We start from the raw sequence: 25972 nt of genomic DNA on the forward strand, positions 1-25972 counted from the left end.
ATCCGGCGGGGTCAGCGCGTGATCATCGGCGCCATCCAGGGCGAGGCCGCCAGGACCTCCGTGAAGTACCCGCGCCGGATCACCGTCCGCCCGGCCTTGTGGATGTCCGCGGGCAACGATCCCAGTTCGCCCTTGCGGGTCACCACATGGATGGAACGGCGGAAGCCGGGCGTCGGCAGCGGCAGGACGCGGATATGGCTCAGGTGCTGGCGGCTCTTCACCAGGGCCGTCGGCGGCAGCAGGCTCCACCCCATCTCCTCCGCCACCATGGCCATCACGGTGTCGGTGGCGTCGAAGGCGAAGCTGCGCGGCACCTCCATGCCCAGCCGGCGCAGGTGCTGGTCCACCAGCTTGCCGAGCGCGCTGTCCGTGGTGCTGCGGATCAGCGGAACGGTGCGCGACAGGGCGCGCAGCCCGGCCTCGTCGGTGACCTCGTCGGCGTTGCGCGGCAGCAGCAGCACGAACGGCTCGGTGAGCAGCCGCTGGCTTTCCACCTGATCGAGATCGTCGAAGGAGTCGTTGGTGAACAGGACGTCCAGCCGCCGGGCGAGGAACTGTTCCCGCAACTGGCCGCACAGGCCCGACGCGATGGTGAAGGACGGGACCCGGTCGCGCAGCCCCTGCAGCAGCCGCGGGATGAAGGGGGCCGCAAGCGTGTCGATGCAGCCGATGCGCAGCTCCGGCATGAAGGACGCGTCGGCTCCGCCGATGACCGCAGGCAACTGGCGGGCATCGATGAGGATCCGGTTGCTCCAGTGCCAGAGCCGCTGTCCGGCGGCGGTCAGCGCCAGCGGCCGGATGGTCCGGTCGAGAAGCTGTGCGGCAAAGGCGGTTTCGAGCTGCCGCACCACGTGGGAAACGGCCGACTGGGTCAATCCCAGGCGGGCCGCCGCCCTGGTCATGCTGCCCAGCTCGGCGACCGCGACAAACACTTCGAGAGAGGCCAGATCATAGTCTCGATGCTGCATTGGCTGTCGGCACGCTTCCGGGCAAGGGGCTGGGCTGCATACGCTAATATGAATGCTCCTCATCCCGATCATGAAAGTTTTTTCTTGAACCGACCGGTGCGGCCCGTTCCCGGCAGGCTCGCGGAGCGCAACCGGAACCGCAAGCCGCAGAGGGAACCCGACGCCATGCCGCCACTTTCGACCGCCGCGACCCCGCCACCCGCCCTGCGGCAAATCGGGGCCTGGATTGCCGGGCTGCGGCGCGCCGACATTCCCGAACCGGTCGCGACGGTCGTCTCCGGCTGCATCGCCGACACGCTGGGCGTGGCGCTCGCCGGCGCCAGGGCATCGGCCGGCCGGCTGGTGGCGGCCGATGCCCGCGACACCTACGCCGACGGGCCGGCGACCCTGCTGGCCGGCGGCCGGCTCTGCCCGGAAGGCGCGGCCTTCGCCAACGTGGCCGCCGCCCATGCTCTGGATTTCGACGACAACTGCTATGCCGGCTTCGTCCACGGCTCCGCGGTCGTCGTGCCGGCGGCCCTGGCGGCGGTGGAGGCCGCCGGTGGGTCGGGCAGCGACCTCCTCACCGCCGTGACCGCCGGGACCGAGGCCCAGTACGTGCTGGCCGACGCGGTCGGCAACGGCGTCTATCATGCCGGCTGGTGGACCACCGCGCTGTTCGGCGCGGTCGGCGCCGCGGCAGCGGCGGCCAAGGCGGGGGGGCTGACGGAAGCCGCGACGGCCGACGCGCTCGCCTTCGCCCTGTGCGGCACGGGCGGGCTGCGCGCCTGCTTCGGCACCGACGCGAAGCCGCTGCTCGCGGCCCAGGCCGCGGCCGGCGGGGTGCGCGCCACCCGTTTGGCCGCGCGCGGCCTGGAGGTGCCACATGGGGTGATCGAGGATCCGCGCGGCTTCGCCCGGCTGATGGCGGCCGGCGCCTTCGACGGGCAAGTGCCGGCGACGCTCGGGCGGTACTGGCGCCTGCTCGATCCGGGGATCGACACCAAGGCCTATCCGGTCTGCCTGTCCGCCCACGCCGCGCTTGACGCCGTGCGCGATCTGATGGCGGAGGAAAGGCTTTCGGAAGCCGACATCGCCACGGTGCGCTGCCGCGTCCCGCCGGTGGTCGCGGCGAACCTGACCTACGACCGGCCCGTGACACCAGCGGAGGCCCGCTTCAGCCTGCCCTTCGCCGTCGCCTGCGCCATGCGCTACGGCACGCTGGGGCTGGAGCATCTCGACGAAGCGGTGCTTGCGGACCCGAGCTTGGGGGCGGCGATGGGCCGTGTCGCCATGGCCGCCGATCCCGGCTGGAACGACGATCCCGAACGGGCACGCCGTGCGCCCGAAGGCGCCGAGGTGACCGTCGTGACCTTGCGGGGGGACTCCTTCACACGGTTCTGCGCCATGCCGCGCGGCAGTGCCGCCCGGCCGTTGGCGGCGGCCGAGCATGCCGCGAAGTTCCGGGCCTGCGCCGTCCTTGCCGCCGACAGGGTCCCCGGCCCCGCCGAGGCCGATCGCCTTTATGGAAGGTTGCGGTCGCTGGACCGCCTGCCGACCCTCGATGGCCTGCTGACCCCGTGATGGCCGGCCGAACATGCCGGCATCATGCCGTTTCCTTCATGATGTCGATAAAAAATCGTCATGATGCCCCCCGAGCCGGCCGGCGGCGGCCCGTTTTTCCGGCAAGCCCGTCACCGGCGGCCATGGGAAAATTTGCAAGCAACACCAAGCTTTTCGCCGGCCCAGTCTCGGCACCTGCAGCCGCTTTCGCAACGCTTGGCTGGATATTGGGCAATTTTCTGCACAATCCTCCGGCATTTCCGCACTCTTCCCACCGGTGGAAGCCCTATGACACCGTTGCTCCAAGCGCAAACGAAGGTCCGCCGCAAGGACCGGAAAACAAGAGGGGCTTTCATGATCATGCGACGTTTGGTGGCCCGGGCCGTTCTCTCGGCGATGCTGCTGACCGGTACCGCGCTGTCGGCGCAGGCGGCCGGCACGCTCAAGCTTTCGGTGGATTCCAACCTCAACACGCTGGACCCCGCCAAGATGAAGGGCGGGCAGGAGTATGTCGCCGCCTACCTGATCTTCAACGGCCTGACCGTCATCGGCCATGACATGAAGGTGAAGCCCGATCTGGCGGAACGCTGGGAGCACAGCGACGACCTGAAGAGCTGGACCTTCCACCTGCGCAAGGGCGTGAAGTTCCACAACGGCCGCGACCTTGACGCCGAGGACGTGGTCGCCAGCATCGCCCGCATCCAGGACAAGGCGACCGGGTCCACCGCCCGCGTGAACTTCGAGATCGTCGAGTCCATGAAGGCGCTGGACCCGCTGACCGTCCAGTTCCAGTTGAAGACGCCCTATGCCGGCTTCGCCGAGCTGTTCGGCGAGCGCCAGGCCCGCATCGTGCCGCGCGACGCGGTCGACAGCCTGGCCTCCAAGCCTGTCGGCACCGGTCCGTTCGAGTTCGTGTCCTTCGCGCCCGGCGACCGCGTCGTCCTGAAGCGCAATCCCAACTACTTCGAACCCGGCCTGCCCAAGCTGGACGAGGTGGTGATGCGCATCCTGCCCGAGGCGGCGGCCCAGGTGGCGGCGCTGACCACCGGCGAGCTCGACCTGGTGTGGAACCTGCCGCTGGAGGCCATCGACAAGGTCAAGGCCGACACCAAGCTGAAGGTCGACTCCGTTCCCACATCGACCTGGGACGGCGTCATCATGAACAACACGGTGAAGCCCTTCGACGACGCCCGCGTGCGCAAGGCGGTGGCGATGGCGCTCGACAAGCAGGCGATCACCCAGATCGCGCTGTTCGGCAACGGCACGCCGACCCACTCGCCGATCCCGCCCAGCCATCCCTACTACAACAAGGACCTGAAGATCGCCAAGGGCGACCCGGCGGGCGCGAAGAAGCTGCTGGCCGAGGCCGGCTATCCGAGCGGCTTCGAGGTGACGCTCTACACCCCGGCCGGCCGCGCCACCCGCGAGCGGCTGGGCCTGGCGGTGCGCGAACTGCTGAAGCCGGCGGGCATCACGGTCAACGTCCAGCGCGTGCCCTTCGACGTCTTCCTGAAGGACATCGAGGGCAAGGCCGGCTTCTACATCGACGGCTTCTTCAGCCGCCCGACCATCGATACGTCCTTCTATCCCTGGTACCACTCCAAGGGCTCGTGGAACACCGCGCTGTGGAGCTATTCCAACCCGAAGATGGACCAGTTGCTGGACGGCGCCCGCCAGGCGAAGAGCGAGGATGAGGCGCGGACGCTCTACGGCCAGGCCCAGGCTCTGGCGGTGGAGGACTCGCCGGGCGTCATCCCCTACGTCATCAACCACATCAACGGGCTGAGCGCCCGGGTGCACGGCTTCCATTCGCACCCGATGATGTTCCTCGACCTGCGCGACGTGTCGGTCGACTGAGTCCCCGCTCCTTCGGCGCCTGCCGCCCCTTTCCCCGCGCCGCGCCTCCGGCCGCCGCGGGTCGGAAAGGGACGGCGGGTGCCTGCGGGAACCGCAGCCTTTTCCAAGGATGCCGCCATGCTTGCCTACACGCTCACCCGCCTCCTCTATCTGGCGCTGGTCCTGGTCGTGATGTCCGTCCTGATCTTCCTGGTGACCCAGGCGATGCCGGGTGACGTCGCCTCGATGATCGCCGGGCAGTTCGCCTCGCCCGAGGTGGTTCAGGCCATCTCGGTCAAGCTCGGGCTCGACCAGCCGCTGATCGTCCAGTACGGGCGCTGGGCCGCCGGCATCCTGCATGGCGACCTCGGGCGCTCGCTGGTGCTGGAGCAGCCGATCGCCCCCATCCTGATGGAGGCGCTGGCCCGCTCGCTGGTGCTGGCCGTGGTGGCGCTCACGGTGGTCGCGGTGGCCGGAATCGGCCTCGGCGTTCTGGCGGCGGTGCGGCGGGGCAAGCTGACCGACCAGATGGTGTCGGGCATCTCCTATCTCGGCATCGCCGTTCCCGACTTCTTCTGGGCCATCGTGCTGGTGCTGGTGTTCGGCAGCTACATGAAGCTGCTGCCGACCGGCGGCTACACGCCGGTGGCCGAGGGCGTGCTGCCCTGGGCGGCGCATCTGGTGCTGCCGGTGGTGACGCTGGTTCTGATGCTGCTGGCGCGCATCGCCCGGCTGACGCGGTCCAGCATGATCGACGTGCTGCAGACCAACTACGTGAAGTTCGCCCGTGCCAAGGGCATGCCGGAATCGGTGGTGATCCTGCGCCATGCGCTGAAGAACGCGTTGCTGCCGACCATCACCGTGCTGGCCATCGACTTCGGCCTCATCCTCGGCGGCGTGGTGGTGATCGAGACGATCTTCTCCTATCCCGGCATGGGGCGGCTGCTGCTGTTCGCCATCCAGCGCCACGACCTGCCGTTGATCCAGGCGACGATCCTGGTGGTCTCCGCCGCCTACTGCCTCGCCAACCTCGTCGCCGACCTGCTCTACGCCTTCGTCAATCCCAAGATCCGCCACGGCATGAGGACCGCCTGAGATGACCGCCGCGTCCCCCGCCCCGCGGCGCCTGTCGTCGCGCCGGTCCGCCCTGCCCGTCTCCCTCGTCGTCGGGCTGGTCCTCCTGGCCCCGCTGCTGGTCGCCGCCTTTGCCGGCTCCTGGATCGCGCCCTATCCCTACGACGAGATGAACATCATGAGCCGGCTGCAGCCGCCGGGGCCGGAGTTCTGGTTCGGCACCGACGAGTTCGGCCGCGACGTCTTCAGCCGCACCCTGGTCGGCACCGGCAGCTCGCTGCTGATGGGTGTCGCCGCCACCGCGCTGAGCCTGATGGCCGGCGTGCCGCTGGGCCTGATCGCCGGCTACAAGGGCGGACGGGCCGGCGAGGCGATCATGCGGGCGATGGACGTGCTGATGTCCTTCCCGCCGATCCTGCTGGGCATCCTGGTGCTCGCCGTCACCCCGCCGGCGCAGTGGAAGGCGATCGTCGCCATCGGCATCGTCTATGTGCCGCAGGTGGTGCGGCTGGCCCGCGCCATCACGCTGGAGCTGATGCAGGAGGAGTTCATCACCGCCGCCCGCCTGCGCGGCGAGAGCGCCGCCTACATCCTGTTCCACGAAATCCTGCCCAACATCTGGCCGCCTCTGGCGGTGGAGGCCAGCCTCCGCGTGGTGTTCGCCATCCTGCTCGGCGCCTCGCTCAGCTTCATCGGCATGGGGGCGCAGCCGCCCTCCTCCGACTGGGGCCTGATGATCGCCGAGGCGCGCCCCTTCGTCGAACAGGCGCCTTGGATCGCGCTCTGCCCCGGCTTCGCCCTCGCCATCGCCGTGATCGGCATCAACCTGCTGGGCGACGGGCTGCGCGCCCTGCTCGACCCCCGCAACACGGGATCGCACTGAGATGACGACCGCTCCGCACACCCGCTCCGCCGTGCCGCCGGTGGCGGTCCCGGCGCCGGCCTCGCGCCCGGCCGCACCGCTGCTTGACGTGCGCGGCCTGACCATCAGCTACGGCACCGGACGCGGCACGCTGCGCGCCGTCAGCGACGTCGGCTTCTCGATCCTCCCCGGCGAGGTGATGGGGCTGGTCGGCGAATCCGGCTCGGGCAAGAGCACCGTCGCCATGGCCGTCCTCGACCTGCTGGGCGAGGGGGGGCGGGTGGAATCGGGCGAGATCCTGTTCCGTGGCACCGACCTGCGCCGGCTCGCCCCGGCCGAGCGGCGGGCGCTGCGCGGCGACAGCATCGCTGCGGTGTTCCAGGACCCCTTCACCTCGCTGAATCCGGCCCTGACCGTCGGCCGCCAGATCGCCGAGCCCCTGATCCGCCACAAGCGCCTCACCCCGCGCCAGGCGGCGGTCCGGGTGGAGGAACTGCTGGGCGAAGTCGGCATCCGCGATCCCCGACGGGTCGCCGCCGCCTACCCGCACGAGCTGTCGGGCGGCATGCAGCAGCGGGCGCTGATCGCCACCGCGCTGGGCTGCGAACCGGGGCTGCTGATCCTGGACGAGCCGACCACGGCGCTGGACGTGACGGTCGAGGCGCGGATCATCGACCTGCTGGCGAAGCTGTGCGACAGCCACCATCTGAGCGCGCTCTTCGTCTCGCACAACCTCGGCATCGTCAACCGCATCTGCCAGTCGGTCACCGTGCTCTATGGCGGCGTGGTGGTGGAGACCGGGCCGACCGGCCGCGTGCTGTCCCGCCCGGCCCACCCCTACACCAAGGGGCTGATCGCGGCATTGCCCCGCATCACCGCCGAGCGGCGGGCACGGCTCCCCTCCATCCCCGGCACCGTCGCCAAGCTGTCCGGCCCGCCCGCCGCCTGCGTCTTCGCCCCGCGCTGCCCCTTCGCCGAGGAGACCTGCCGCAGCCATCCGCAGGAGATGCGGGCGGAGGGGGACGGCACCGGCGTGCGCTGCTGGAAGGCCGACGCGCTGGCGACGACCTCCTGGCCGGACGAGGGCGGCACGGCGCCCCGGCGCGGAGCGCTGCCGGCACGGTCCGCCCCCCTGGTGGAGGTGGAGCATCTGCGCAAGATCTACGGCGCCAGCACGTCGATCCTGCCCTGGCTGCGCCGTGCCGGCACGGTCGCGGTGGACGACGTTTCCTTCACCATCGACCGCGGGGAAGTGCTGGGGGTGGTCGGCGAGAGCGGCAGCGGCAAGAGCACCATCGGCCGCGCCCTGCTGGCGCTGACCGAGCCCAGCGCCGGCACCGTGCTGTTCGACGGCGCCGACTTCCCGCAACAGGTGCGGCGCGGCGACCAGACGCTGCGCCGGCGCGCCCAGCTCGTCTTCCAGAACTCCGCCGCCTCGCTCAACCCGCGCAAGACGGTGGGACAGGCGATGGAGCGGCCTCTGGTCCTGGCCGGCCGCGGCGACGCCGAGGAGCGGCGGCGCACCGTCGCCGGCCTGCTGACCCGCGTCGGACTGCCCGCCGCCTATGCCGACCGCTATCCGCACGAACTCAGCGGCGGCGAACGCCAGCGCGTCAACATCGCCCGCGCGCTGGCCACCGATCCGGAATTCGTCGTCTGCGACGAGGCGGTGTCGGCGCTCGACGTCTCGGTCCAGGCCAACATCCTGAACCTGCTGGCCGGCCTGCGCGACGAGATGGGGCTGTCCTACCTCTTCATCACCCACGACATCGCCGTGGTGGCGCACATCGCCGACCGCGTGCTGGTGGTCTATGGCGGCACCATCTGCGAGGAGGGGCCGGTCGGCCGCGTTCTGCGCCCGCCCTACCACCCCTACACCGAGGCGCTGCTGTCCGCCGTCCCCCGTCTGGCGGAGGACGGATCGGAACCGCCGCGCATCCTGCTGGAGGACTCCGCCCTGCCGCCGGGCGGCCGCGGCGGCTGCGCCTTCGCCGGCCGCTGCCCGCGCAAGCTGGGAGCGGTCTGCGACGAGCAGGCCCCGCCGGTCCGCGAGACCGACCAGGGACACCGCATCGCCTGCCACATCCCGCTGGCGACCCTGGCCGAGCGCGCCCCGGTCTTTCCGAAACTGGCCGGCGGCGACGCCGCCGCCCGCTGACCGGCCCGGTCGGCCGCCCCGACCAGCCGGCACCGTTCAACCGCAACCGGCCCCCGCGAAGGGCCGGACGGCCCCGCCTGCCCCAACGATCCCTGAACCACAATCCCTGAACCACAATCAACGACAGGAACCGACCATGACCGTCCACACCCGCATCCGCCAGTTCAACACCAAGAAGACCTATCCGGAACAGTCGCTGGACAACGATCTCTGCCAGACCGTGGTCGCCCGCGGCACCATGGTGTTCGTGCGCGGTCAGATCGGCCAGAACCTCGACACCAGCGAGAGCGTGGCGGTCGGCGACGCCGCGGGCCAGACCGAGCAGGCGATGGCCAACATCAAGATGCTGCTGGCCGAGGCCGGGGCCGAGCTGGAGCACATCTGCAAGATCACCGTCTACATCACCGACCCGCGCTACCGCGAGCCGGTCTACCGCACCATTGGCAAGTGGCTGAAGGGCGTCTACCCGGTGTCGACCGGCTTGGTCATCAGCGCGCTCGCCCGTCCGGAATGGGTGGTCGAGGTCGACGCCATCGCCGTGATCCCCGACGCGAACTGATCCCCCACCAGCGCGAAGAACCGACCATCATGACCACGACCCTGACCAACCCGCCACGCCGCGAGCTGCAGAGCTTCCTCGACTTCCCGATCTGCACCGACCTCGACCAGCTTGACGGCCACATCGGCATCCTCGGCATCCCCTACGGCGATCCCTACTCGATCGACGAGGTGACCAACGACCAGTCGAACGCCCCGACCTGGGTGCGCCGCTACACCGAGCGCGCGCTGCGCAAGCTGGAGCGCTGGGACTTCGACATCGGCGGGCCGCTGCTGGGCGGCAAGGACATCAAGGTGGTGGACTGCGGCGACGTGCAGGCCGACCCGCGGGACCTCGACCTGCATTACCGCAACGCCGAGGCGGTGGTCCGCCGGATGCTGGCCAAGGGCATGCTGCCGATCGTCATCGGCGGCGACCACGGCATCCCGATCCCGGTGCTGCGCGCCTACGACGACCAGGGTCCGGTCACGCTGGTCCACATCGACGCGCACCTGGACTGGCGCGACGACGTCAACGGCGCCCGCAACGGCTATTCCAGCCCGATCCGCCGCGCCTCGGAGATGGAGCATATCGGCCAGATCTTCCAGATCGGCCTGCGCTCGGCCGGCAGCGCCCGGCCGGAAGAGGTCGAGGCGGCCATCGCCTACGGCGCCGTGCTGGTGCCCGACGTCGAGCTGCAGGAGGCCGGCATGAAGGCGGTGCTCGACCGCATCCCCGATGGCGGCCGCTACTACATCACCATCGATGCCGACGGCATGGACCCGACCATCATGCCGGCGGTCAACGGCCCGGCGCCGGGCGGCGTCACCTACCCGCAAATCCGCACGCTGATCCACGGCCTGGTGAAGAAGGGCCGCGTCGTCGGCATGGACATCGTGGAGATCACGCCGAAGAAGGACGTCAACGGCATCACCGCGATCACCGCCGGCCGCATCATCTGCAACCTGATCGGCAAGACCATCCAGGCCGGCTATTTCGACTGAGGATGGGCTTGGGCACGGGCATGGGCTTGGCGCGGAGCGGAGGGCGACCCGATGGGTGAAGCGAAACGGCTGGACGGGCTGTTCTGCGACCAGGTGCTGCTGGCTGGCGGCTGGGCATCGGGCGTGCTGCTCCGCTTCGATGGCCAGGGGCTGGTCACCGGGGTGGAGGCGGGGCTCCCCGCTCCGCCGCCGGGGGTGGAGCGTGCCGCGGGGCCGGTCGTCCCCGGCATGCCCAACCTGCACAGCCACGCCTTCCAGCGGGCGATGGCCGGCCTGACCGAGCGGGCCGGCCCGGCGGAGGACAGCTTCTGGACCTGGCGGGAGGTGATGTACGGCTTCGTCCGCCGCATCGACCCCGACACGCTCCAGGCCGTCGCCGCGATGGCCTATGCCGAGATGCTGGAACAGGGCTACACCGCGGTGGCGGAGTTCCACTACCTGCACCATGCGCCGGACGGCCGCCCCTACGCCGACCCCGCCGAGATGTCCAAACGCATCCTGGCGGCGGCGGAGGCGGCGGCGATCGGGGTGACCCACCTGCCGGTGCTCTACAACCATGGCGGCTTCGGCGGCCGGCCGGCCGGCGACGGGCAGCGGCGCTTCCTCAACGACCCCGACCGCCTGCTGGCGATCGCCGAGGCCTGCCGCGCCGTCCCCGGCGGGCACCGCGTCGGGCTGGCCCTCCACTCCCTGCGGGCGGTCACGGCGGCGGAGGCCGAGGCGGCGCTCGCCGGCCTCGCCGCCGCCGATCCGTCCGCCCCCGTCCACATCCACGTCGCCGAGCAGGTGGCGGAGGTCGACGCCTGCCTCGACTGGTCGGGGCGGCGACCGGTGGAGTGGCTGCTCGACCGCGGCTGGCCGGCGACGTCCTGGTGCCTGGTCCATGCCACCCACGTCACGCCGGACGAGGTGGCGGGGCTCGCCGCCTCCGGCGCGGTCGCCGGCCTCTGCCCGACGACCGAGGCCGACCTCGGCGACGGCCTGTTCCCGGCACGGGACTTCCTGGCGCAGGGCGGACGGTTCGGCGTCGGCTCCGACAGCCAGGTCGTCATCTCGGCGGCCGAGGAACTGCGGCTGCTGGAGTTCGGCCAGCGGCTGGCGGCACGGCGGCGCAACCTGCTGGCGCCGGGACCCGGTGCCTCGACCGGGGCGGCGCTCTACCGCGCGGCGGTGGCGGGCGGCCAGCAGGCGCTGGGATTGCCGGCACCGGCGCCCGGCATCACGGTCGGACAGCGTGCCGACCTCGTCGTCCTCGATGCCGACGACCCGCGCCTCTACGGCCGCTCCGGCGACGACCTGCTCGATTCCTATGTCTTCGCCGGCAATGGCCGGGCGGTGCGCGACGTGGTGGCCGCCGGCCGGCTGGTGGTGCGGGATGGACGGCATGTCGGGGCGGAGGCCATCCGCCGCGGCTGGCGCCATGCCGTGGACCGGCTGGCGGCCTGAAGAACTCTGAAGGGGAAGGACAAGGCCATGACGGCGACCATCGACATCCTGGAACGGCTGATCGCCTTCCGCACCGTCAGCCGCGACAGCAACCTGGAGCTGATCCGCTGGGCGCAGGAACGGCTGGAGGCGGCCGGCGCCGTCACCCGCCTGGTGCCGAGCGACGATGGCCGCAAGGCCAACCTGTTCGCCACCCTCGGTCCGCCGCAGGTGCCGGGCGTGCTGCTGTCGGGCCACAGCGACGTGGTGCCGGTGGAGGGGCAGGCCTGGACCTCCGATCCCTTCCGGCTGACCCGCCGTGACGGGCGCCTGTACGGCCGCGGCAGCGCCGACATGAAGGGGTTCATCGCCTCGGCCCTGGCCTTGGTCGAGCGCGCCGCCGGGCGGCCTTTGGCCCGCCCGCTTCACCTCGCGCTGTCCTACGACGAGGAGGTCGGCTGCCTCGGCGTGCGCCGGCTGATCGAGATGATGGCGGCCCTGCCGGTGCGCCCCCGCTTCTGCATCGTCGGCGAGCCGACGATGATGCAGGTGGTGACGGCCCACAAGGGCAAGACGGCGCTCAGCGTCGAATGCCATGGGGTGGAGTGCCACTCCAGCCTCGCCCCGCAGGGGCTGAACGCCATCCACATGGCCGCCGACCTGCTGACCGGCTTGCGCCGCATCCAGGACCGCGTGCGCCGCGACGGCGTCCGCGACGAGGGCTATGCCGTGCCCTGGACCACCGTCCACGCCGGCGTCATCCACGGCGGCGAAGCGCTCAACATCGTCCCCAACCGCTGCCGCCTGGACCTGGAAATCCGCCACCTGCCCCAGGACCCGGTGGAGCCGCTGCTGGAGGAGGTCCACGCCGAGGCCGAGGCGATCGTCGGCCGCCTGCGCCCCGACTTCCCGTCGGGCGCGATGACGATCTCCGAGCTGTCGAGCTACCCGGCGCTCGACACCGATACCGACGCCGAGGTGGTGGCCTTCGTCAAGGGCCTGACCGGCGGCAACAGCACCGGCAAGGTGTCCTTCGGCACCGAAGGCGGGCTGTTCCAGCGGAGCCTGTCGATGCCGACCGTGGTCTGCGGCCCCGGCAGCATCGGCGAGGCCCACAAGCCGGACGAGTTCGTCGCCGAGGACCAGCTCGCCGCCTGCGACCGCATGCTGGAATCCCTGCTGGAGACCCTGCGCTAAACGGCGGCAGCCCGCTCTCCCGCATCAGTGGGGAAAGGTCGGGGAACGTCGATCAGGCAACTGCCGGGGAGGGGTTGGCATGAAACCCGCCGTAGAACGCGCTGCGGCGGAGTGGGGCGGCAAGAGAACCTGAACGAACGCCCCGCATCCTGCGGCGTTCCGGACAAGCCCCGCCTACCGCCGGATCGCCACCGCCACCGCGCGGCTGACCGCGGCCGGGATGACCGAGCCGTGGGTCTCGCCGGGGAAGGACACGAAGGTCACCGCCGGGCCACGTGGGGCCAGTGCCCTCAGCCGCTCGGCCAGGTCACGGGCATTCTCCACCATCCGCGCCTTGCGCCGCCGCTCGTCGCGTGCCGGGTCGGCGGGTTCGCCGGGAGGTGCCGACAACTCGTTCTCGCCCACCGTCACCAGAAGGCTGCGGGTGGCCGCTTCAGGCGGCAGGGCCTCGGTGAAGCGGCGCTCGAAGGACAGCACTGCCCTGTCCTGCCACCAGACCGACGGGCTGGCGGCGACGTAGCGCTGGAACGCGCCGCAGCGCGAGAACAGCGCATACAGCACGAACAGGCCGCCGAAGGAATGGCCGAACAACGTCTGCCGGCTGCGGTCGATACGGAACCGCCGCTCCACCTCGGGCTTCACCTGGTCCTCGAGAAAGGCGAGGAACGCATCGGCTCCGCCGGTTCCGGGGGGCGCCCCCTCAGCCGGCGGCGTGTAATCCCGCGCGCGCCGGGTCTGCTCGAAGGCCCGTTCGGTGGGATAGCCGACGGCAACCACCACGGCGGGGGCGATCCCAACCGCGGCGCCGTGCCCGCCGACCACCCGCATCGCCTCCGTCGCCGTGCCGAAGACGCTGTTGCCGTCCAGCAGGTACAGCACGGGATAGCCGTCCGGCGGCGGTGGCGTCTCCGGCCAGGCGGCGAAGACGCTGTACGGCCGCGCCGGGTCGCCACCGGCCGTCATCTGCCATTGCACCGTGCGTGGCAGCGTCACCCCCGCCGTCTCCGCCGCGGCAGCCGGGCCGGTCAAGGACAGGTCGGCGACGGCGGCCGCAAGCGGCACGCCCAGCAGGGCACGGCGCGTCATCATCGATCGGCTCACCATTTGTAGCGCACCCCCGCCAGCACCAGCCGGCGGTCGCCGAAATAGCAGGCCGTGGCGCTGGAGCAGCTCGACACATACTCCTTGTCGAACAGGTTGCTGACGTTCAGTGTCAGCTCCGCCCCGGCCAGGGCCGGCTTCAGCGCCCCGAGGTCGTAGCGGACCGCCGCATCCGCCAGCGTGTAGCCGGGCACCTCGAAGCTGTTCACGTCGTTGCCGGCGGTCGGGCCGATATAGCGGACGCCGCCGCCCAGTTCCAGGCCGGCCAGCGGGCCGCTCTGGAACCGGTAATTGACCCAGCCGCTGACCATGTGGCGCGGCACCTGCGGCACGCGGTTGCCGGCGACCCCTGCGGTGTTGGACCTGGTCACCTCAGCGTCGATGAAGCTGTAGGCGCCGATCAGGTCGAGGCTGCTGGTCAGGCTCGCGCGCCCCTCCACCTCGATGCCGCGCGAGCGGATCTCGCCGGTCTGGACGCTGTAGAGGGTGTTGAGCGGATCGGCGGTGAGCACGTCGCGCTGGCGGATCGAGTAGCCGGCGACCTGGACGAAGCTGTTCATGCCCGGCGGCTGGTACTTGATGCCGGCCTCATACTGCTCGCCTTCCGTCGGCTTGAAGGCGTCGCCGCCGCGCGCCGGCGAATAGCTGCCGGAGTTCGGCAGGAAGCTGGTCGAATAGTTGACGTAGGGCGTGATGCCGTTGTCGAACAGGTAGAGCAGCCCGGCCCGCCAGGTGAAGGCGTCGTCCGACTGGCTGGTCCGGCTGTTGCCGGTCAGTTGCACCGTCTCGCTGTCGGCGCGGTCGTGGCGCAAGCCGACGGTCATGCGCCAGTTCTCATAGGCAAGCTGGTCCTGCGCATAGAAGCCGAGCTGCGTCTGGATCTGCCGGGTGGTCTGCACGCCGCGCGCGACGGGATAGCGATAGCCGTAGACCGGGTTGAAGATGTCCAGCGTCGGCACGGTCACGCCGGTGAACTGGCCAAGGTCGCGGCGGGCGAAGCCGCGCGACCAGTCGGCGCCGAACAGCAGCGTATGGTCGACCGGCCCGGTCATCACGGTGGCCTGCGCCTGATTGTCGACCGCCACCGTATTGGCCATGTCGTTGACGTCGCTGATCGACCGGTTCGCCGTCCGCTGGTTTGCCTGCAGCGACGAGAGCGAGATGGCCTTGAAGGACGAGTCGAGATGGTTGTAGCGGGCGTTCTGCCGCAGCGTCCAGACATCGCTCAGCCGGTGCTCGAACTGGTAGCCGATCGAGGCCGAGTTCCGCGAGTAATTGTCGTAGGCCGGATCGCCGGCATAGAAGCCGGAGCCGATCTTGCCGTTGCGGTTCGGCAGCACCGAGCCCAACGCCGGGGCGAAATTGTAGAAGCCGCCCTCCGGATCGCGCTGGTAGCTGGAGAGCACGGTCAGGCTGGTGTCGGACGACGGCTTCCAGGTGAAGGCCGGGGCAATGGCGATGCGATCGTCGTCGACGTCATCGTACTGCGTGCCCGATTTGCGCCCGATGCCGGTGAGGCGGTAGAGGAACTGCCCGTCCTCCGTCAGCGCGCCGCCGGTGTCGAACATGGTCTGGACCCGGCCGTTGCTGCCCGCCTCCACCCGGACTTCATGGCTGTCGGCGTCGGTCGGACGGCGGCTGACCAGATTGACGACGCCGCCGGACCCCGCCTGCCCGTACAGCACCGAAGCGGGGCCGCGCAGGATCTCGATGCGTTCGAGCAGCCAGGGATCGACGGTCGGGATGGCGTAGGAGATGCTGCGCTGCTGCCGCAGCCCGTCGAGGAAGTTGACGTAGGCGGCGCCGGCACCCTGCCCGCCGAAGCCGCGCACGAACACGCTGTCGTAGCGGGCGCTCGGCCGCACCTCGGCCAGGACGCCCGGCGTGTAGCGCAGGGTCTGCGACACCGTCTGCGACCCCTGATCGTCCATCTGGTCGCGCGTCACCACGCTGACCGACTGCGGCGATTCGATCAGCGGCGTGTCGGTCTTGGTGCCGGTGGTGGTCACGCCGGCGACATAGCCCTCGACCGGCTGCCAACTGCGCCAGGCCGTCGCCTGGACGGTCACCTCGGGAAGCAGGACGGTGCCGGCGGCATCGGCCGACTTCCCGGGCGCCGGCATCAGCGTCACGGTCACGGCGTCGGTGTAGCGCCAGCCCAGGCCGGTTCCCGCCAGCAACTGCGGCAGCGCCTGGTCAACCGACAGCCTGCCGCTGACGCCGGGCGAACGCAGGTTGGCGGTCATGTCGGAGCTGTAGAGTAGCTGGATGCCGGCACGGCTGGCGAAATCGGTCAGGGCCGAGGACAGCGGCTGCGGCCGGATATCGTACTGGCGCAGTTCCGTCACGGCGGCCGGCTGGGCCTGAGCGGCCGCGGTCCCGAGGGCCACGGCCGCCATGCTGGCCAACAGGAGCATGCGCAGCGGCAAGCGGGTGGCGCGGAGCCGCGGCGCATGCGGCTGGGTGCCCCGCTGTTGCTTGCCCTTCTGCCGTCGGAAAAGCCGCCGCGGGGACTCTGCGGCTGGATCCGCCGTGCGGATGTCGGTCGCCATTCTCGTCTCTTCGATCCTCGATCGATCCCGACGCCCGTTGCCAAGGCCAAGCCGGGATCCTCCTGATCAATGAGACCGCGCGTGCCGCCAAACCCCTGACGTCGGATTCGCCGGTATCCGCGATTTTTCTCCAAGGTGTCGCGAAGACCGCCGCTCAACCCTCGCGTCTTGTGACGATGGCGACGTACCCGGCGATCCGGCGGATGCGCACCGGCAGCACCTGCTCGATCGCCGACAGCGCCCGTTCGGGATCGCGGATGTCGAAAACCCCGGTGATCCGCCGCAGCCCCAGATCCTCGCCGAGCAGCAGGATCGGGCCGGAGCGGTAGCGGTTCAACTCGTCCACCACCTCCCGCAGGGTCCGGTCGTCGAAGACCACATGGCCGTCCCGCCATGCCGTCGCTCGTGCGACGCTCACCCCGGCCTCGCGGACGGGGCAGCGGTCCGGCTGATAGCGGGCGACCTCGCCGGCAGTCAGGCGCAGGCCGTCACCGGGACCGGCGGCACCATCCGGACACTGGACCTCGACCGTGCCCTCCTCCACCGAGACACGCGTCGCATTCTCCATCCGCCGTACGGCGAAGCGGGTGCCCACCACGCGGGTGACCGCCCCCATCGCCCTCACCTCGAACGGATGCTCGCGGTCGGGCGCCACCGTGAAGAAGGCTTCACCGCGCCGCAACGTCACCCGGCGGGTGGAGCCGCTGAAATCCACCGCGACGGCGCTGTCGGTGTTGAGCTGGATCTGCGACCCGTCGTCCAGCACCACGGTGCGGCGTTCGCCCACCGCCGTGCTGTGGTCGCTGCGCAGCCGGCCGAGCATCGTGGGACCGGCGAGGGCCGCCAGGGCCAGGCTGGCGGCGAGCAGCCCGACGGGCGCCAAGCGGCCGGCGGACCGCCGCCGCAGCGGCGTCGCGACGATCTTGTCCGTGGGCGGCCCGCGCAGCTCCTGCAAGGCGTCAAGTGATCCCCACAGGGCGCGTAGCCCGTCGAAGGCCGCACGGTGTTCCGGCCGGGCCGCCAGCCAGGCATCGGTGTCGCGCCGTTCCCCCTCCGTCACGGCGTCGGACTGCAGGCGCACGAGCCGGCGCGCGGCCTCCTCGGCAATGGCATCGGGGGCGGCATCGGGGCCGGCATCCGGTGCTGACATTTGATCGGAGGTCATTGCCTGTTCCTGACGCCTGCTGGCCAGATGCATGATGCGTGGGAAACCGCATCACCTCCGCTGTGCGCGGACGGCTCGACGGCTGACATGGCCATTGCGCCGTCCATGTCCAGCCGCCATGCTTTGCCCGATCCCCATGGCGACATGCTCAACCATGGTCGCCAAGCCTCTGCCGGCAATGCAGCAGTGCCTTGATGATGTGCTTTTCCACCATGTTGCGGGAAATTCCAAGGCGATTCGCAATCTCACCGTGGCTCAGCCCGTCGACCTTGTTGAGCAGGAACACCTCGCGGCAGCGGGGTGGCAGCGCGTCGACCACCTCCTGCAGGCCCCGCAACCGCTCGCGCGCTGCCGCGGCATCGTCGGGCCGTGCCGTCTCGCCGGCGCCGCCGGGATCGGGCAGGCAGTCGGGCAGGTCGACAGCGGTCCATCGGTCCTCGGAACGGCGGGCCCGGGCGAGGTCCGTCGCGACGTTCGCGGCGGTCGCGTAGAGGTAGGAGGTTTCATGTGCGATCGCCGCCGAGCCGGCGAAGCGCAACAGGCGCAGGTACACCTCCTGCGCCGCATCGGCCGCACGGTCCCGGCAGCCCAGGCGGTGGGCGAGGAAACGCAGTAGGCCGGAGTTGTGCTGCCGGAAGAGGCCATCGACCAGCAGGCGGCGCAAGTCGGAAGCCATGTCCGTCCCGAAGTGGCGTGTAACGCATCCCGTTGCCGCCGCTCCTAGCAAATATGAGAATGATTATCAATAGCGGGCGAAAAATCTTTGATTCCCGATGATGATCGTTCCGTGTCGACGGTCGTGTCCGGCCGTTGCGGTCGCGGTGCTTCCCTCTCGCCCCGGCATGGCTGCGCAAAAAAATCCGTCCGGCATGAAAGCCCGCTTGACGCCGATCCTATTTCCTATTTTCCTATAGGAAATAACGTTATTTGCACGTCCGTCACTTGTGTTTAATCGGCCGCAGCCGTCCCGGCCCCCGGGAGGCCGCCGCCTCCGACCAGACGAGGAGAGCGACATGCAGGGATTGGATGATCTGGACCGGATGTTGATCGCGTCGCTGTGCCCGTCGGGTGCCCTGATCCCTCCGCCGCTGCCTCCGGACGGGCCGCTGGCGGACCAAGCCGACGGGGTGACGGAAGCCTCCCTCCTGTCGCTCGGCCTCGGCGTCCTCGCCGCCATCCTCCTGGCCCTGCTGCCCGCGGTGGCCTGAGCCGCCGCCCCCTTCGAAGGACACCCACCGTGGCGGTTGACGACGACGCCTACTGGCACCCGGGACTGGAAACCCAAAGCCGGGCCGACTGGCGGCAATTGCAGCTCGATCTGCTGAAGGACCATCTGCGCCACGCCTACGACGGCTCGCCCTACTACCGCGCCGCCTTCGACGCGCACGGGGTGTCGCCGGAAAGCCTGCGCGGCCTCGACGATCTGCGGCGCTTCCCTTTCCTGGACAAGGCGACGATCCGCGACCGCCAGGTCGCGGCGCCGCCCTTCGGCGACTTGGTCGCCGTGCCGGAGCGGGAGATCGTCTACATCTCCGCCTCCAGCGGCTCGACCGGGGTGCCGACCGCCTCCCCCTTCACCGCAAAGGATTTCGAGGACTGGATCGACTACGAGGCGCGGCAGTTCTGGTCGAGCGGCCTGCGCCCATCCGACCGCTACGCCCATGCGCTGAACTTCTCGCTGTTCGTCGGCGGCCCCTGCGTGCTCGGCGCGCAGAAATTGGGTGCCCTCAGCATCCATGCCGGGACGCTGCCATCGGAACGGCTGCTGGCCGTTCTGGACCAGTTCAGGGCGACCGCGCTGTGGACCACCCCGTCCTACGCCTGGCATCTGGGCGAGACGGCGCAGCGCGAGGGCATCGACCCCGGCCGCGACCTTGCCGTCCGCCGCCTGTTCGTCGCCGGCGAGCCCGGCGGCTCCATCCCCGAGACGCGCGAGCGGATCGAGGCGCTGTGGGGGGCCGAGGTCTACGACTATTACGGCCTCTCCGACATCTTCGGCTCCTGCGCCGGCATGTGCGTGGAGAAGGACGGCCTGCACTGGGCGGAGGACCATATCCTGGTCGAGGTGCTGGATCCCGAAACCCGCGAGCCGGTGGCCGAGGGCGAACGCGGCGAGCTGGTGCTGACCACCCTGCGCAAGCGCGCCCGCCCGATCATCCGCTTCCGCACCGGCGACGTGGTGTCGGTGACGACGGAACCCTGCCGCTGCGGCCGCACGTCGCTGCGGCTGAAGGGGGTGCATGGCCGGCTCGACGACATGCTGATCGTCAAGGGCGTCAACCTGTTCCCGGGCGATGTCGAGGCGGTGGTGCGCCAGGATCCGGCACTGACCGGTGAATACCGGCTGGTGCTCGACCGGGTGGAGCGGCTGGACCGCCTGACCGTCGAGGTCGAGCACAGTCAGGGCTTCAACGGCGACCCGGAAGATCTCCGCGGACGCCTGCGCCGTCATCTGAAGGCCGCCACCGGCGTCGGTGCCGAGGTCGCCCTGCTGGCGCCCGGCACCCTGCCGCGCGCCGTCCACAAGGCAAAGCGCATCGACGACCGCCGCGCGCACCTGTGGTCGTGACCCAACCCATCGACGGAGACCGCTCCCATGCCGGACACCCATGTTGCCACGCCCGATCCCATGCTTGATCCGGTCGCCGACCCGGCTGACGAGCTTGCCCTTGCGCTGGCCGCCGACCGCCTGTTCCTGAGCGCCCGCACGCCGCAATCCTGGTCCGACCGCCCGGTGCCGGTGGAGACGCTGCACCGGCTCTACCGGCTGGTCCGGCAGGCGCCGACCGCCTTCAACGGCAGCCCGGCACGCTTCGTCTTCCTGTCCAGCCCGGAGGCCAAGGAACGGCTGCGCCCGGCGCTGAGCCGCGGCAACCACGCCAAGCTGAAGGCCGGGGCGATCGCCATCGTCGCCTACGACCGCCGCTTCTTCGAGCATCTGCCGTTCCTGAGCCCGCACTACGACCCGTCGCCGATGTTCGTCGACGAACCGTCCCTGGCCGAGACCACCGCCTTCCGCAACGGCACGCTGCAGGCCGGCTACCTGATCCTCGCCGCGCGCCTGCTCGGGCTGGACGCCGGGCCGATGTCCGGCTTCGACGCCGCCGCCGTGGACGCGGAGTTCTTCGCCGACGGCCGCCTGCGCACCAACCTGCTGGTGGCGCTGGGCCATGCCGACGGAACGCCGCCCCGGCCGCGGGCACCGCGCCTGGACGTGTCGCAGGCGGTGGCCGTCCTCTGATCCCCCTTTTTCCCATGCCCAGTCCTCCACGCCCATTCCTGCCCGCCGGAGCCGCCGTCATGCCGCCCTCGCCGACCGCCCTTTCCGCTACCCTCCCGCGCCGCACGCTGCTGCGCGCCGGCGCCCTGTCGCCGCTGGCCCTCGCGTCTCTCGCCAGCCTTCCCGTCGCCGCCGCGTCACCGGCTGCCGCCCCCGCCCCGGCCGCCCTCAAGCCGATCAAGCTGGCCTGGAACACCGGCGCCGTCTGCGGCGCGCCGATCGTCGTCGCCCAGAAGCAGGGCTTCTTTGCCAAGCACGGGCTGGACGTCGAATACGTCAACTTCGCCGGCTCGACCGAACAGCTTCTGGAGGCGATCGCGACCGGCAAGGCCGATGCCGGGCACGGCATGGCGCTGCGCTGGCTGAAGCCGCTGGAACAGGGCTTCGACGTCAAGATCGCCGCCGGCGTCCATGGCGGCTGCATGCGGCTGCTGGCCCCCAAGGCTGGCGGCGTCACCGACCTGGCCCAACTGCGCGGCAGAACCGTCGGGGTCAGCGACCTCGCCAGCCCGGCAAAGCACTTCTTCTCCATCCTGCTCGCCAGGCAGGGCATCGACCCCAACAAGGACGTGGAATGGCGCGTCTATCCCGGCGACCTGCTGGGGGTGGCGGTGGAAAAGGGTGAGGCACAGGCCATCGCCCATTGGGACCCGGTCGCCTACCAGTTCCTGAAGTCGGGCAACCTCGTCGAGATCGCCAGCAACCTGTCGGGCGACTACGCCAACCGGGTCTGCTGCGTGATCGGCGTGCGCAACAGCCTGCTGCGCGAGGACCGTCCCGCGGTGCAGGCGCTGGTCCGCGCCGTCTTAGAAGCCCAGGACTTCAGCGCCCGCAACCCGGCGGAAGCGGCCAGGGCCTACCAGGAATACGCCCCCAAGGCGAGCGTCGAGGATCTGACGGCGCAGCTCGCCAGCCACACGCACCACCATCACCCGCAGGGCGCCGACATCCGCCACGAGGTTGCGCAGTATGCCGAGGCGCTGAAGTCGGTGCAGGTGTTCAAGCCGACCACCGACAGCGCGAAGTTCGCCGATCGCGTCACCACCGACGTCCTGGGCTGACCAGCCGGCCCAACCGGAGGCACATCATGAGCGTGAACGACACGGCCGCCGCACTGCCGGCGGCCGATGGGGAAGCCTTGCCGTCGCGGGACCGCCTGCCACGGCAGGCGGTGCGCTTCGGCGCCGTGGCACTGCTGTGGCTGGCCGCGGCCGGCGTGACGGCGCTGTGGCCCGATGCCGACGAGTGGGAACGGACGGGCGAGTTCGCGAGCCTGCTGGCGGTAGCCGCCGGCATCCTGGCGGTGGCGGCGTCCTTGGCGGCTCCCCTGACCGCCGCCCCGGGCGGGACAGCCCGCCCCGCGCCGCGGAGCCGCCTGTCGCATGCCGCCGGGCGCCTGGCGGACTCCATGCCCTGGCTCGCCGTGCTGGCGCTGGCGCTGATCGGCTGGGAGGTCCTGACCGCCAAGCTGAACCTGCTGCCGCGCCCGTTCTTCGCCCCGCCGCAGGCGCTGCTGGAGGTCTATCTCGACGACTGGCCACGGCTGCTCGACTGCTTCGCCGCGTCCCTGACGCTGCTGGCCACCGGCTACGCGATCGGCTCGCTGCTGGGGATCGTCACCGGCGTCGCCATCGGCTGGTCGCGGGCGGTCGGCTACTGGGTCCATCCGGTGCTGCGGCTGATCGGGCCGCTGCCGGCCACCGCCTGGCTGCCCATCGCCTTCTTCGCCTTTCCCACCAGTTGGAGCGCCAGCGTCTTCCTGATCGCGCTGGCCAGCGGCGTGCCGGTGACCATCCTGACCTGGTCGGGGGTGGCCGGGGTCAACAGCGCCTATTACGACATCGCCCGCACGCTGGGGGCCTCGCCGCGCTTCCTGGTGACGAAGGTCGCCGTGCCGGCGGCGATGCCGCACGTCTTCGTCGGGCTGTTCATGGGGCTCGGCGCCTCCTTCGCGGTACTGGTGGTGGCGGAGATGCTGGGGGTGAAGTCCGGCATCGGCTGGTACCTGCAATGGGCCCAGGGCTGGGCCGCCTACGCGAACATGTACGCCGCCCTGCTGGTGATGGCGCTGGTCTGCTCCGGTCTGGTGACCCTGCTGTTCCGCGTCCGCGACCGGCTGCTGGCATGGCAGAAGGGAATGCTGAAATGGTAGCGCTGGAAACCACCGTCACCGGGCCGGCCGGCACCGCGCCGCGGGCCGCCGGCATGGCGATCGACGTGCGTGCGGTCAGCCACCGGTTCGAGCTGCACGGCGCGCCGCTGCCGGTGCTCGACGGGGTGGAGCTGCGGGTTGAGCCCGGCGAGCTGGTGGCCCTGCTGGGGCCGTCCGGCTGCGGCAAGTCCACCCTGCTGCGCCTGATCGCCGGGCTGGAGCCGCCGAGCAGCGGCCGCATCCTCGCCGACGGCCGCCCGATCGGCGGCCCCGACCCGTCGCGCGTCGTGGTGTTCCAGGACCCGACGCTCTACCCCTGGCGGACCGTGCGCGACAACGTGGCCCTCGGGCTGGAGGCGAGGGGCCTGCTGCGCAGCCAGGGCCGGCGGGTCGAGGAGGCGCTGGCCCTGGTCGGCCTGACCGGCTTCGCCAAGGCCTATCCGCACCAACTGTCCGGCGGCATGGCGCAGCGGGCGGCGCTGGCCCGCGCACTGGTCAACGACCCCCGCCTGCTGGTGCTGGACGAACCGCTCGGCAAGCTCGACAGCCTCACCCGGCTCGCCATGCAGAGCGAACTGGTCGAGCTGTGGCGCAGCTCCGGCTTCACCGGCCTGCTGGTGACGCACGACATCGAGGAAGCGCTGTTCATGGCGACCCGCGTGATCGTGTTCAGCGAGCGGCCCGCCCGCATCAAGGCCGACCTGCCCGTCGACCGCCCCTATCCCCGTCACCGCGGCGACCCGGTTTTGACCGAGCTGCGCCACCGCATTCTGGAACTGCTCGGCTTGGCCGAGACTTGGTGAGGAAGCCGCGATGTCCGACAGTTCCTCTCCCAACCTGCCGCGGCTGCGCGGCTTCGTCGGCGACTTCACCCGGCTGGTGGAGCGGCTCGGCGGCGACGAGGCGGCGCTGCTGGACGCCGGCCGCTCGCTGCTGGAGGCGCTGGTCGCGGCGGACGACTGGCTGCCCGACGCCTTCGCCCTGCCGGATCCCATGCGTTACCGGCAGTATCTCCTGCATTGCGACCCCTTCGAGCGCTTCTCCGTCGTCAGCTTCGTCTGGGGACCGGGACAGCACACGCCGATCCACGACCACACGGTCTGGGGGCTGGTCGGCGTGCTGCGCGGCGCGGAGCGCTCGCAACGCTACGACCTGCAGCCGCAGGGCGGCCCGCCGCTGGCCGTCCATCCGGCGGAGATCCTGCCCGCCGGATCGGTGGAGGCGGTGTCGCCCAGGATCGGCGACGTCCACGCCATCGCCAACGCGCTGACCGACCGCCCGTCGATCAGCATCCACGTCTATGGCGGCAACATCGGCGCCATCCGCCGATCGGTGTTCGAACCGCTGACCGGCGAGCGCAAGCCCTTCATCTCCGGCTACGCCAACACCACCCTGCCCAACCTCTGGGACCGCTCGGCCGTCCCCGTCCACGCCGCCTGACGACACACGCCGCCTGACGACACACGCCGCCTGACGACACACGCCGCCTGCCGACACACAAGGACCACCGACCATGCCGATCGCCACCCGCCCCCCCGAGGACGTCCGTAAAGCTTGGATCGCCGGCGACGAGATCGCCCTGCTCGACGCGCGCGAGGAAGGGCCCTATTCGCTGGCCCACCCGCTGTTCGCGGTGTCGGTGCCCCTCAGCCGGGTGGAGCTGCTGGCCTACGACCTGCTGCCGCGCCGCGACGTGCCGATCACCGTCTATGACGACGGCGAGGGCTATGCCGAGCCGGCGGCCCGGCGGCTGCAGGCGCTCGGCTACACCGACGTGACCCTGCTGGCGGGCGGCCTGGCCGGCTGGACCGCCGCCGGCTTCGAGGTTTATCGCGACGTCAACGTCCCCAGCAAAGCATTCGGCGAATGGGTCGAGCACCATCGCCGGACGCCCTCGCTGCCGGCCGCGGAGGTGAAGGCGCTGATCGACGCCAAGGCCGATCTGGTCATCCTCGACGCCCGGCGCTTCGAGGAGTACCGCACCATGTCGATCCCCGGCGGCATCAGCGTGCCGGGGGCGGAACTGGTCAAGCGCGTCCACGACATCGCTCCGAATCCGCAGACGCTGGTGGTCGTCAATTGCGCCGGACGCACCCGGTCGATCATCGGCGCGCAGTCCCTGGTGAATGCCGGCATTCCCAACCGGGTGGCGGCGCTGCGCAACGGTACCATCGGCTGGACGCTGGCCGGGTTGGCGCTGGACAGCGGACGGGAGGACCGCTTCCCCGAGCCGTCGGTGGACGGCGACGCCCGGGGACGGCGCGCGGCGCGCGCGGTGGCGGACCGCGCCGGCGTCGGACGGATCGGCGCCGCCAGGTTGGCGGCTTTCCGCGACGACCCGCGGCGCACGCTCCACCTCTTCGACGTGCGCACGCCGGAGGAGTACGAGGCCGGCCATCTGCCGGGCTTCCGCCACGCCGCCGGCGGGCAGCTCGTGCAGGCGACGGACGAATTCGTCGCGGTGCGCGGCGCCCGCATCGTGCTGGCCGACGATCCGGCCGGCGGCGGCGGCCCGCGCGCCGACATGACCGCCTCCTGGCTGGCGCAGCTCGGTTGGGAGGTGCATGTGCTGGACGGCGACGTTGCGGCGCTGGGCAGCGAGCGCGGTCCGGACCACCGCCGGCTGCCACCCGTCCCCGATGCGCCGGCGGAGACGGTGACGCCCGGCGACCTGCTGGCCCTGCTGGAGAACGGCGAGGCGGCGGTGATCGACATCACCCGCAGCCCACGCTACCGCGCCGGTCATATCCCCGGCGCCTGGTTCTCCACCCGCGCCCGGCTGGCCGAAACCATCGCCCGGCTGCCAGCGGGGGTGCGGCCGGTGCTGACCTGCGGCGACGGGACGCTGACCCGGTACGCCGTCGCCGACTTCCCCGCCGGCCGGCGACCGCTGCTGCTGGAGGGAGGGACCAAGGGCTGGGTGGCGGCCGGGCTGCCGCTCAGCACCGATCTCAACCGGCTGGGGCCGGAGCCGGACGACGTCTACAAGCGCCCCTACGAGGGCACCGACAACAGCGCCGCCGCCATGCAGGGCTACATCGACTGGGAGCTCGAACTGGTCGACCAGCTCAAGCGCGACGGCGCCCACAATTTCCGCGTCATCTGATGCGCTCGACGG

The 25972-nt window shown here is 70.8% G+C and carries 22 protein-coding genes; 17 read left to right on the plus strand and 5 right to left on the minus strand.

Annotated elements, in window-relative coordinates:
- Nucleotides 1-11 precede the first annotated feature (11 nt).
- On the minus strand, nucleotides 12-968 hold the full coding sequence (locus J2850_RS17125; protein WP_246513151.1) for a LysR family transcriptional regulator: 957 nt from the start codon (nucleotides 966-968) through the stop codon (nucleotides 12-14).
- A gap of 165 nt (nucleotides 969-1133) precedes the next feature.
- On the opposite strand from J2850_RS17125, the gene J2850_RS17130 reads away from it, so the two are divergent.
- From J2850_RS17130 to argE, 9 genes are all read left to right on the plus strand, one after another.
- The gene (locus tag J2850_RS17130; RefSeq protein WP_209983796.1) at nucleotides 1134-2531 is read left to right on the plus strand and encodes an MmgE/PrpD family protein; all 1398 of its coding nucleotides are present in this window, start codon (nucleotides 1134-1136) and stop codon (nucleotides 2529-2531) included.
- Nucleotides 2532-2864: 333 nt separating this feature from the next.
- Nucleotides 2865-4367 carry an ABC transporter substrate-binding protein gene (locus tag J2850_RS17135; protein ID WP_211113957.1) on the plus strand — a complete coding sequence of 501 codons (1503 nt, stop codon included), beginning with the start codon at nucleotides 2865-2867 and terminating at the stop codon, nucleotides 4365-4367.
- Nucleotides 4368-4484: 117 nt separating this feature from the next.
- Nucleotides 4485-5441, plus strand: a complete 957-nt coding sequence (locus J2850_RS17140; protein ID WP_209983798.1) for an ABC transporter permease — start codon at nucleotides 4485-4487, stop codon at nucleotides 5439-5441.
- Between the two features lies 1 nt (nucleotide 5442).
- Nucleotides 5443-6303: an ABC transporter permease gene (locus J2850_RS17145; protein ID WP_209983799.1), complete on the plus strand. Its 861-nt coding sequence runs from the start codon at nucleotides 5443-5445 to the stop codon at nucleotides 6301-6303.
- 1 nt (nucleotide 6304) lies between these two features.
- A complete protein-coding gene (locus J2850_RS17150; protein WP_209983801.1) occupies nucleotides 6305-8440 on the plus strand; it encodes a dipeptide ABC transporter ATP-binding protein in 2136 nt (711 codons plus the stop codon).
- Nucleotides 8441-8576: 136 nt separating this feature from the next.
- Entirely contained in the window at nucleotides 8577-8999 is a 423-nt protein-coding gene (locus tag J2850_RS17155) for a RidA family protein (protein WP_209983803.1), read from the plus strand.
- A 29-nt stretch (nucleotides 9000-9028) separates the two neighbouring features.
- Nucleotides 9029-9982, plus strand: coding sequence for an agmatinase (locus tag J2850_RS17160; protein ID WP_209983805.1), 954 nt, complete (start codon nucleotides 9029-9031; stop codon nucleotides 9980-9982).
- Between the two features lie 51 nt (nucleotides 9983-10033).
- Nucleotides 10034-11428, plus strand: a complete 1395-nt coding sequence (locus tag J2850_RS17165) for a formimidoylglutamate deiminase (RefSeq protein WP_209983807.1) — start codon at nucleotides 10034-10036, stop codon at nucleotides 11426-11428.
- A gap of 27 nt (nucleotides 11429-11455) precedes the next feature.
- Nucleotides 11456-12604 carry an acetylornithine deacetylase gene (gene argE / locus J2850_RS17170; RefSeq protein WP_209983809.1) on the plus strand — a complete coding sequence of 383 codons (1149 nt, stop codon included), beginning with the start codon at nucleotides 11456-11458 and terminating at the stop codon, nucleotides 12602-12604.
- Between the two features lie 174 nt (nucleotides 12605-12778).
- Here argE and J2850_RS17175 read toward each other — a convergent pair whose 3' ends face one another.
- The 4 genes from J2850_RS17175 to J2850_RS17190 all read right to left on the minus strand — a co-directional run bounded on the left by J2850_RS17175 (nucleotide 12779) and on the right by J2850_RS17190 (nucleotide 18086).
- Nucleotides 12779-13693 (minus strand): alpha/beta hydrolase, encoded by a 915-nt coding sequence (locus tag J2850_RS17175; RefSeq protein ID WP_246513152.1) that lies wholly within the window; start codon nucleotides 13691-13693, stop codon nucleotides 12779-12781.
- Nucleotides 13694-13701: 8 nt separating this feature from the next.
- On the minus strand, nucleotides 13702-16257 hold the full coding sequence (locus J2850_RS17180) for a TonB-dependent siderophore receptor (protein WP_209983811.1): 2556 nt from the start codon (nucleotides 16255-16257) through the stop codon (nucleotides 13702-13704).
- 154 nt (nucleotides 16258-16411) lie between these two features.
- Nucleotides 16412-17422 (minus strand): FecR family protein, encoded by a 1011-nt coding sequence (locus J2850_RS17185; RefSeq protein WP_209983813.1) that lies wholly within the window; start codon nucleotides 17420-17422, stop codon nucleotides 16412-16414.
- A gap of 148 nt (nucleotides 17423-17570) precedes the next feature.
- Nucleotides 17571-18086 carry a sigma-70 family RNA polymerase sigma factor gene (locus J2850_RS17190; protein WP_209983815.1) on the minus strand — a complete coding sequence of 172 codons (516 nt, stop codon included), beginning with the start codon at nucleotides 18084-18086 and terminating at the stop codon, nucleotides 17571-17573.
- A 349-nt stretch (nucleotides 18087-18435) separates the two neighbouring features.
- Here J2850_RS17190 and J2850_RS17195 point away from each other — a divergent pair, with 349 nt between their 5' ends.
- From J2850_RS17195 to J2850_RS17230, 8 genes are all read left to right on the plus strand, one after another.
- Nucleotides 18436-18630: a hypothetical protein gene (locus J2850_RS17195; protein ID WP_209983816.1), complete on the plus strand. Its 195-nt coding sequence runs from the start codon at nucleotides 18436-18438 to the stop codon at nucleotides 18628-18630.
- Between the two features lie 29 nt (nucleotides 18631-18659).
- Nucleotides 18660-19991: a phenylacetate--CoA ligase family protein gene (locus tag J2850_RS17200; RefSeq protein WP_209983818.1), complete on the plus strand. Its 1332-nt coding sequence runs from the start codon at nucleotides 18660-18662 to the stop codon at nucleotides 19989-19991.
- A 27-nt stretch (nucleotides 19992-20018) separates the two neighbouring features.
- Nucleotides 20019-20663 carry a malonic semialdehyde reductase gene (locus J2850_RS17205; RefSeq protein WP_209983819.1) on the plus strand — a complete coding sequence of 215 codons (645 nt, stop codon included), beginning with the start codon at nucleotides 20019-20021 and terminating at the stop codon, nucleotides 20661-20663.
- A 59-nt stretch (nucleotides 20664-20722) separates the two neighbouring features.
- Nucleotides 20723-21763, plus strand: a complete 1041-nt coding sequence (locus J2850_RS17210) for an ABC transporter substrate-binding protein (RefSeq protein ID WP_209983821.1) — start codon at nucleotides 20723-20725, stop codon at nucleotides 21761-21763.
- 26 nt (nucleotides 21764-21789) lie between these two features.
- A complete protein-coding gene (locus J2850_RS17215; protein ID WP_209983823.1) occupies nucleotides 21790-22854 on the plus strand; it encodes an ABC transporter permease in 1065 nt (354 codons plus the stop codon).
- Nucleotides 22848-23657 (plus strand): ABC transporter ATP-binding protein, encoded by an 810-nt coding sequence (locus J2850_RS17220; RefSeq protein WP_370878941.1) that lies wholly within the window; start codon nucleotides 22848-22850, stop codon nucleotides 23655-23657. The genes J2850_RS17215 and J2850_RS17220 overlap by 7 nt, the downstream gene beginning before the upstream one ends.
- A 10-nt stretch (nucleotides 23658-23667) precedes the next feature.
- Nucleotides 23668-24294 (plus strand): cysteine dioxygenase family protein, encoded by a 627-nt coding sequence (locus tag J2850_RS17225; RefSeq protein WP_209983826.1) that lies wholly within the window; start codon nucleotides 23668-23670, stop codon nucleotides 24292-24294.
- 73 nt (nucleotides 24295-24367) lie between these two features.
- Nucleotides 24368-25960 carry a rhodanese-like domain-containing protein gene (locus J2850_RS17230; RefSeq protein ID WP_209983828.1) on the plus strand — a complete coding sequence of 531 codons (1593 nt, stop codon included), beginning with the start codon at nucleotides 24368-24370 and terminating at the stop codon, nucleotides 25958-25960.
- Nucleotides 25961-25972: the final 12 nt, after the last annotated feature.

The sequence above is a fragment of the Azospirillum picis genome (assembly GCF_017876115.1).
Lineage (GTDB): Bacteria > Pseudomonadota > Alphaproteobacteria > Azospirillales > Azospirillaceae > Azospirillum > Azospirillum picis.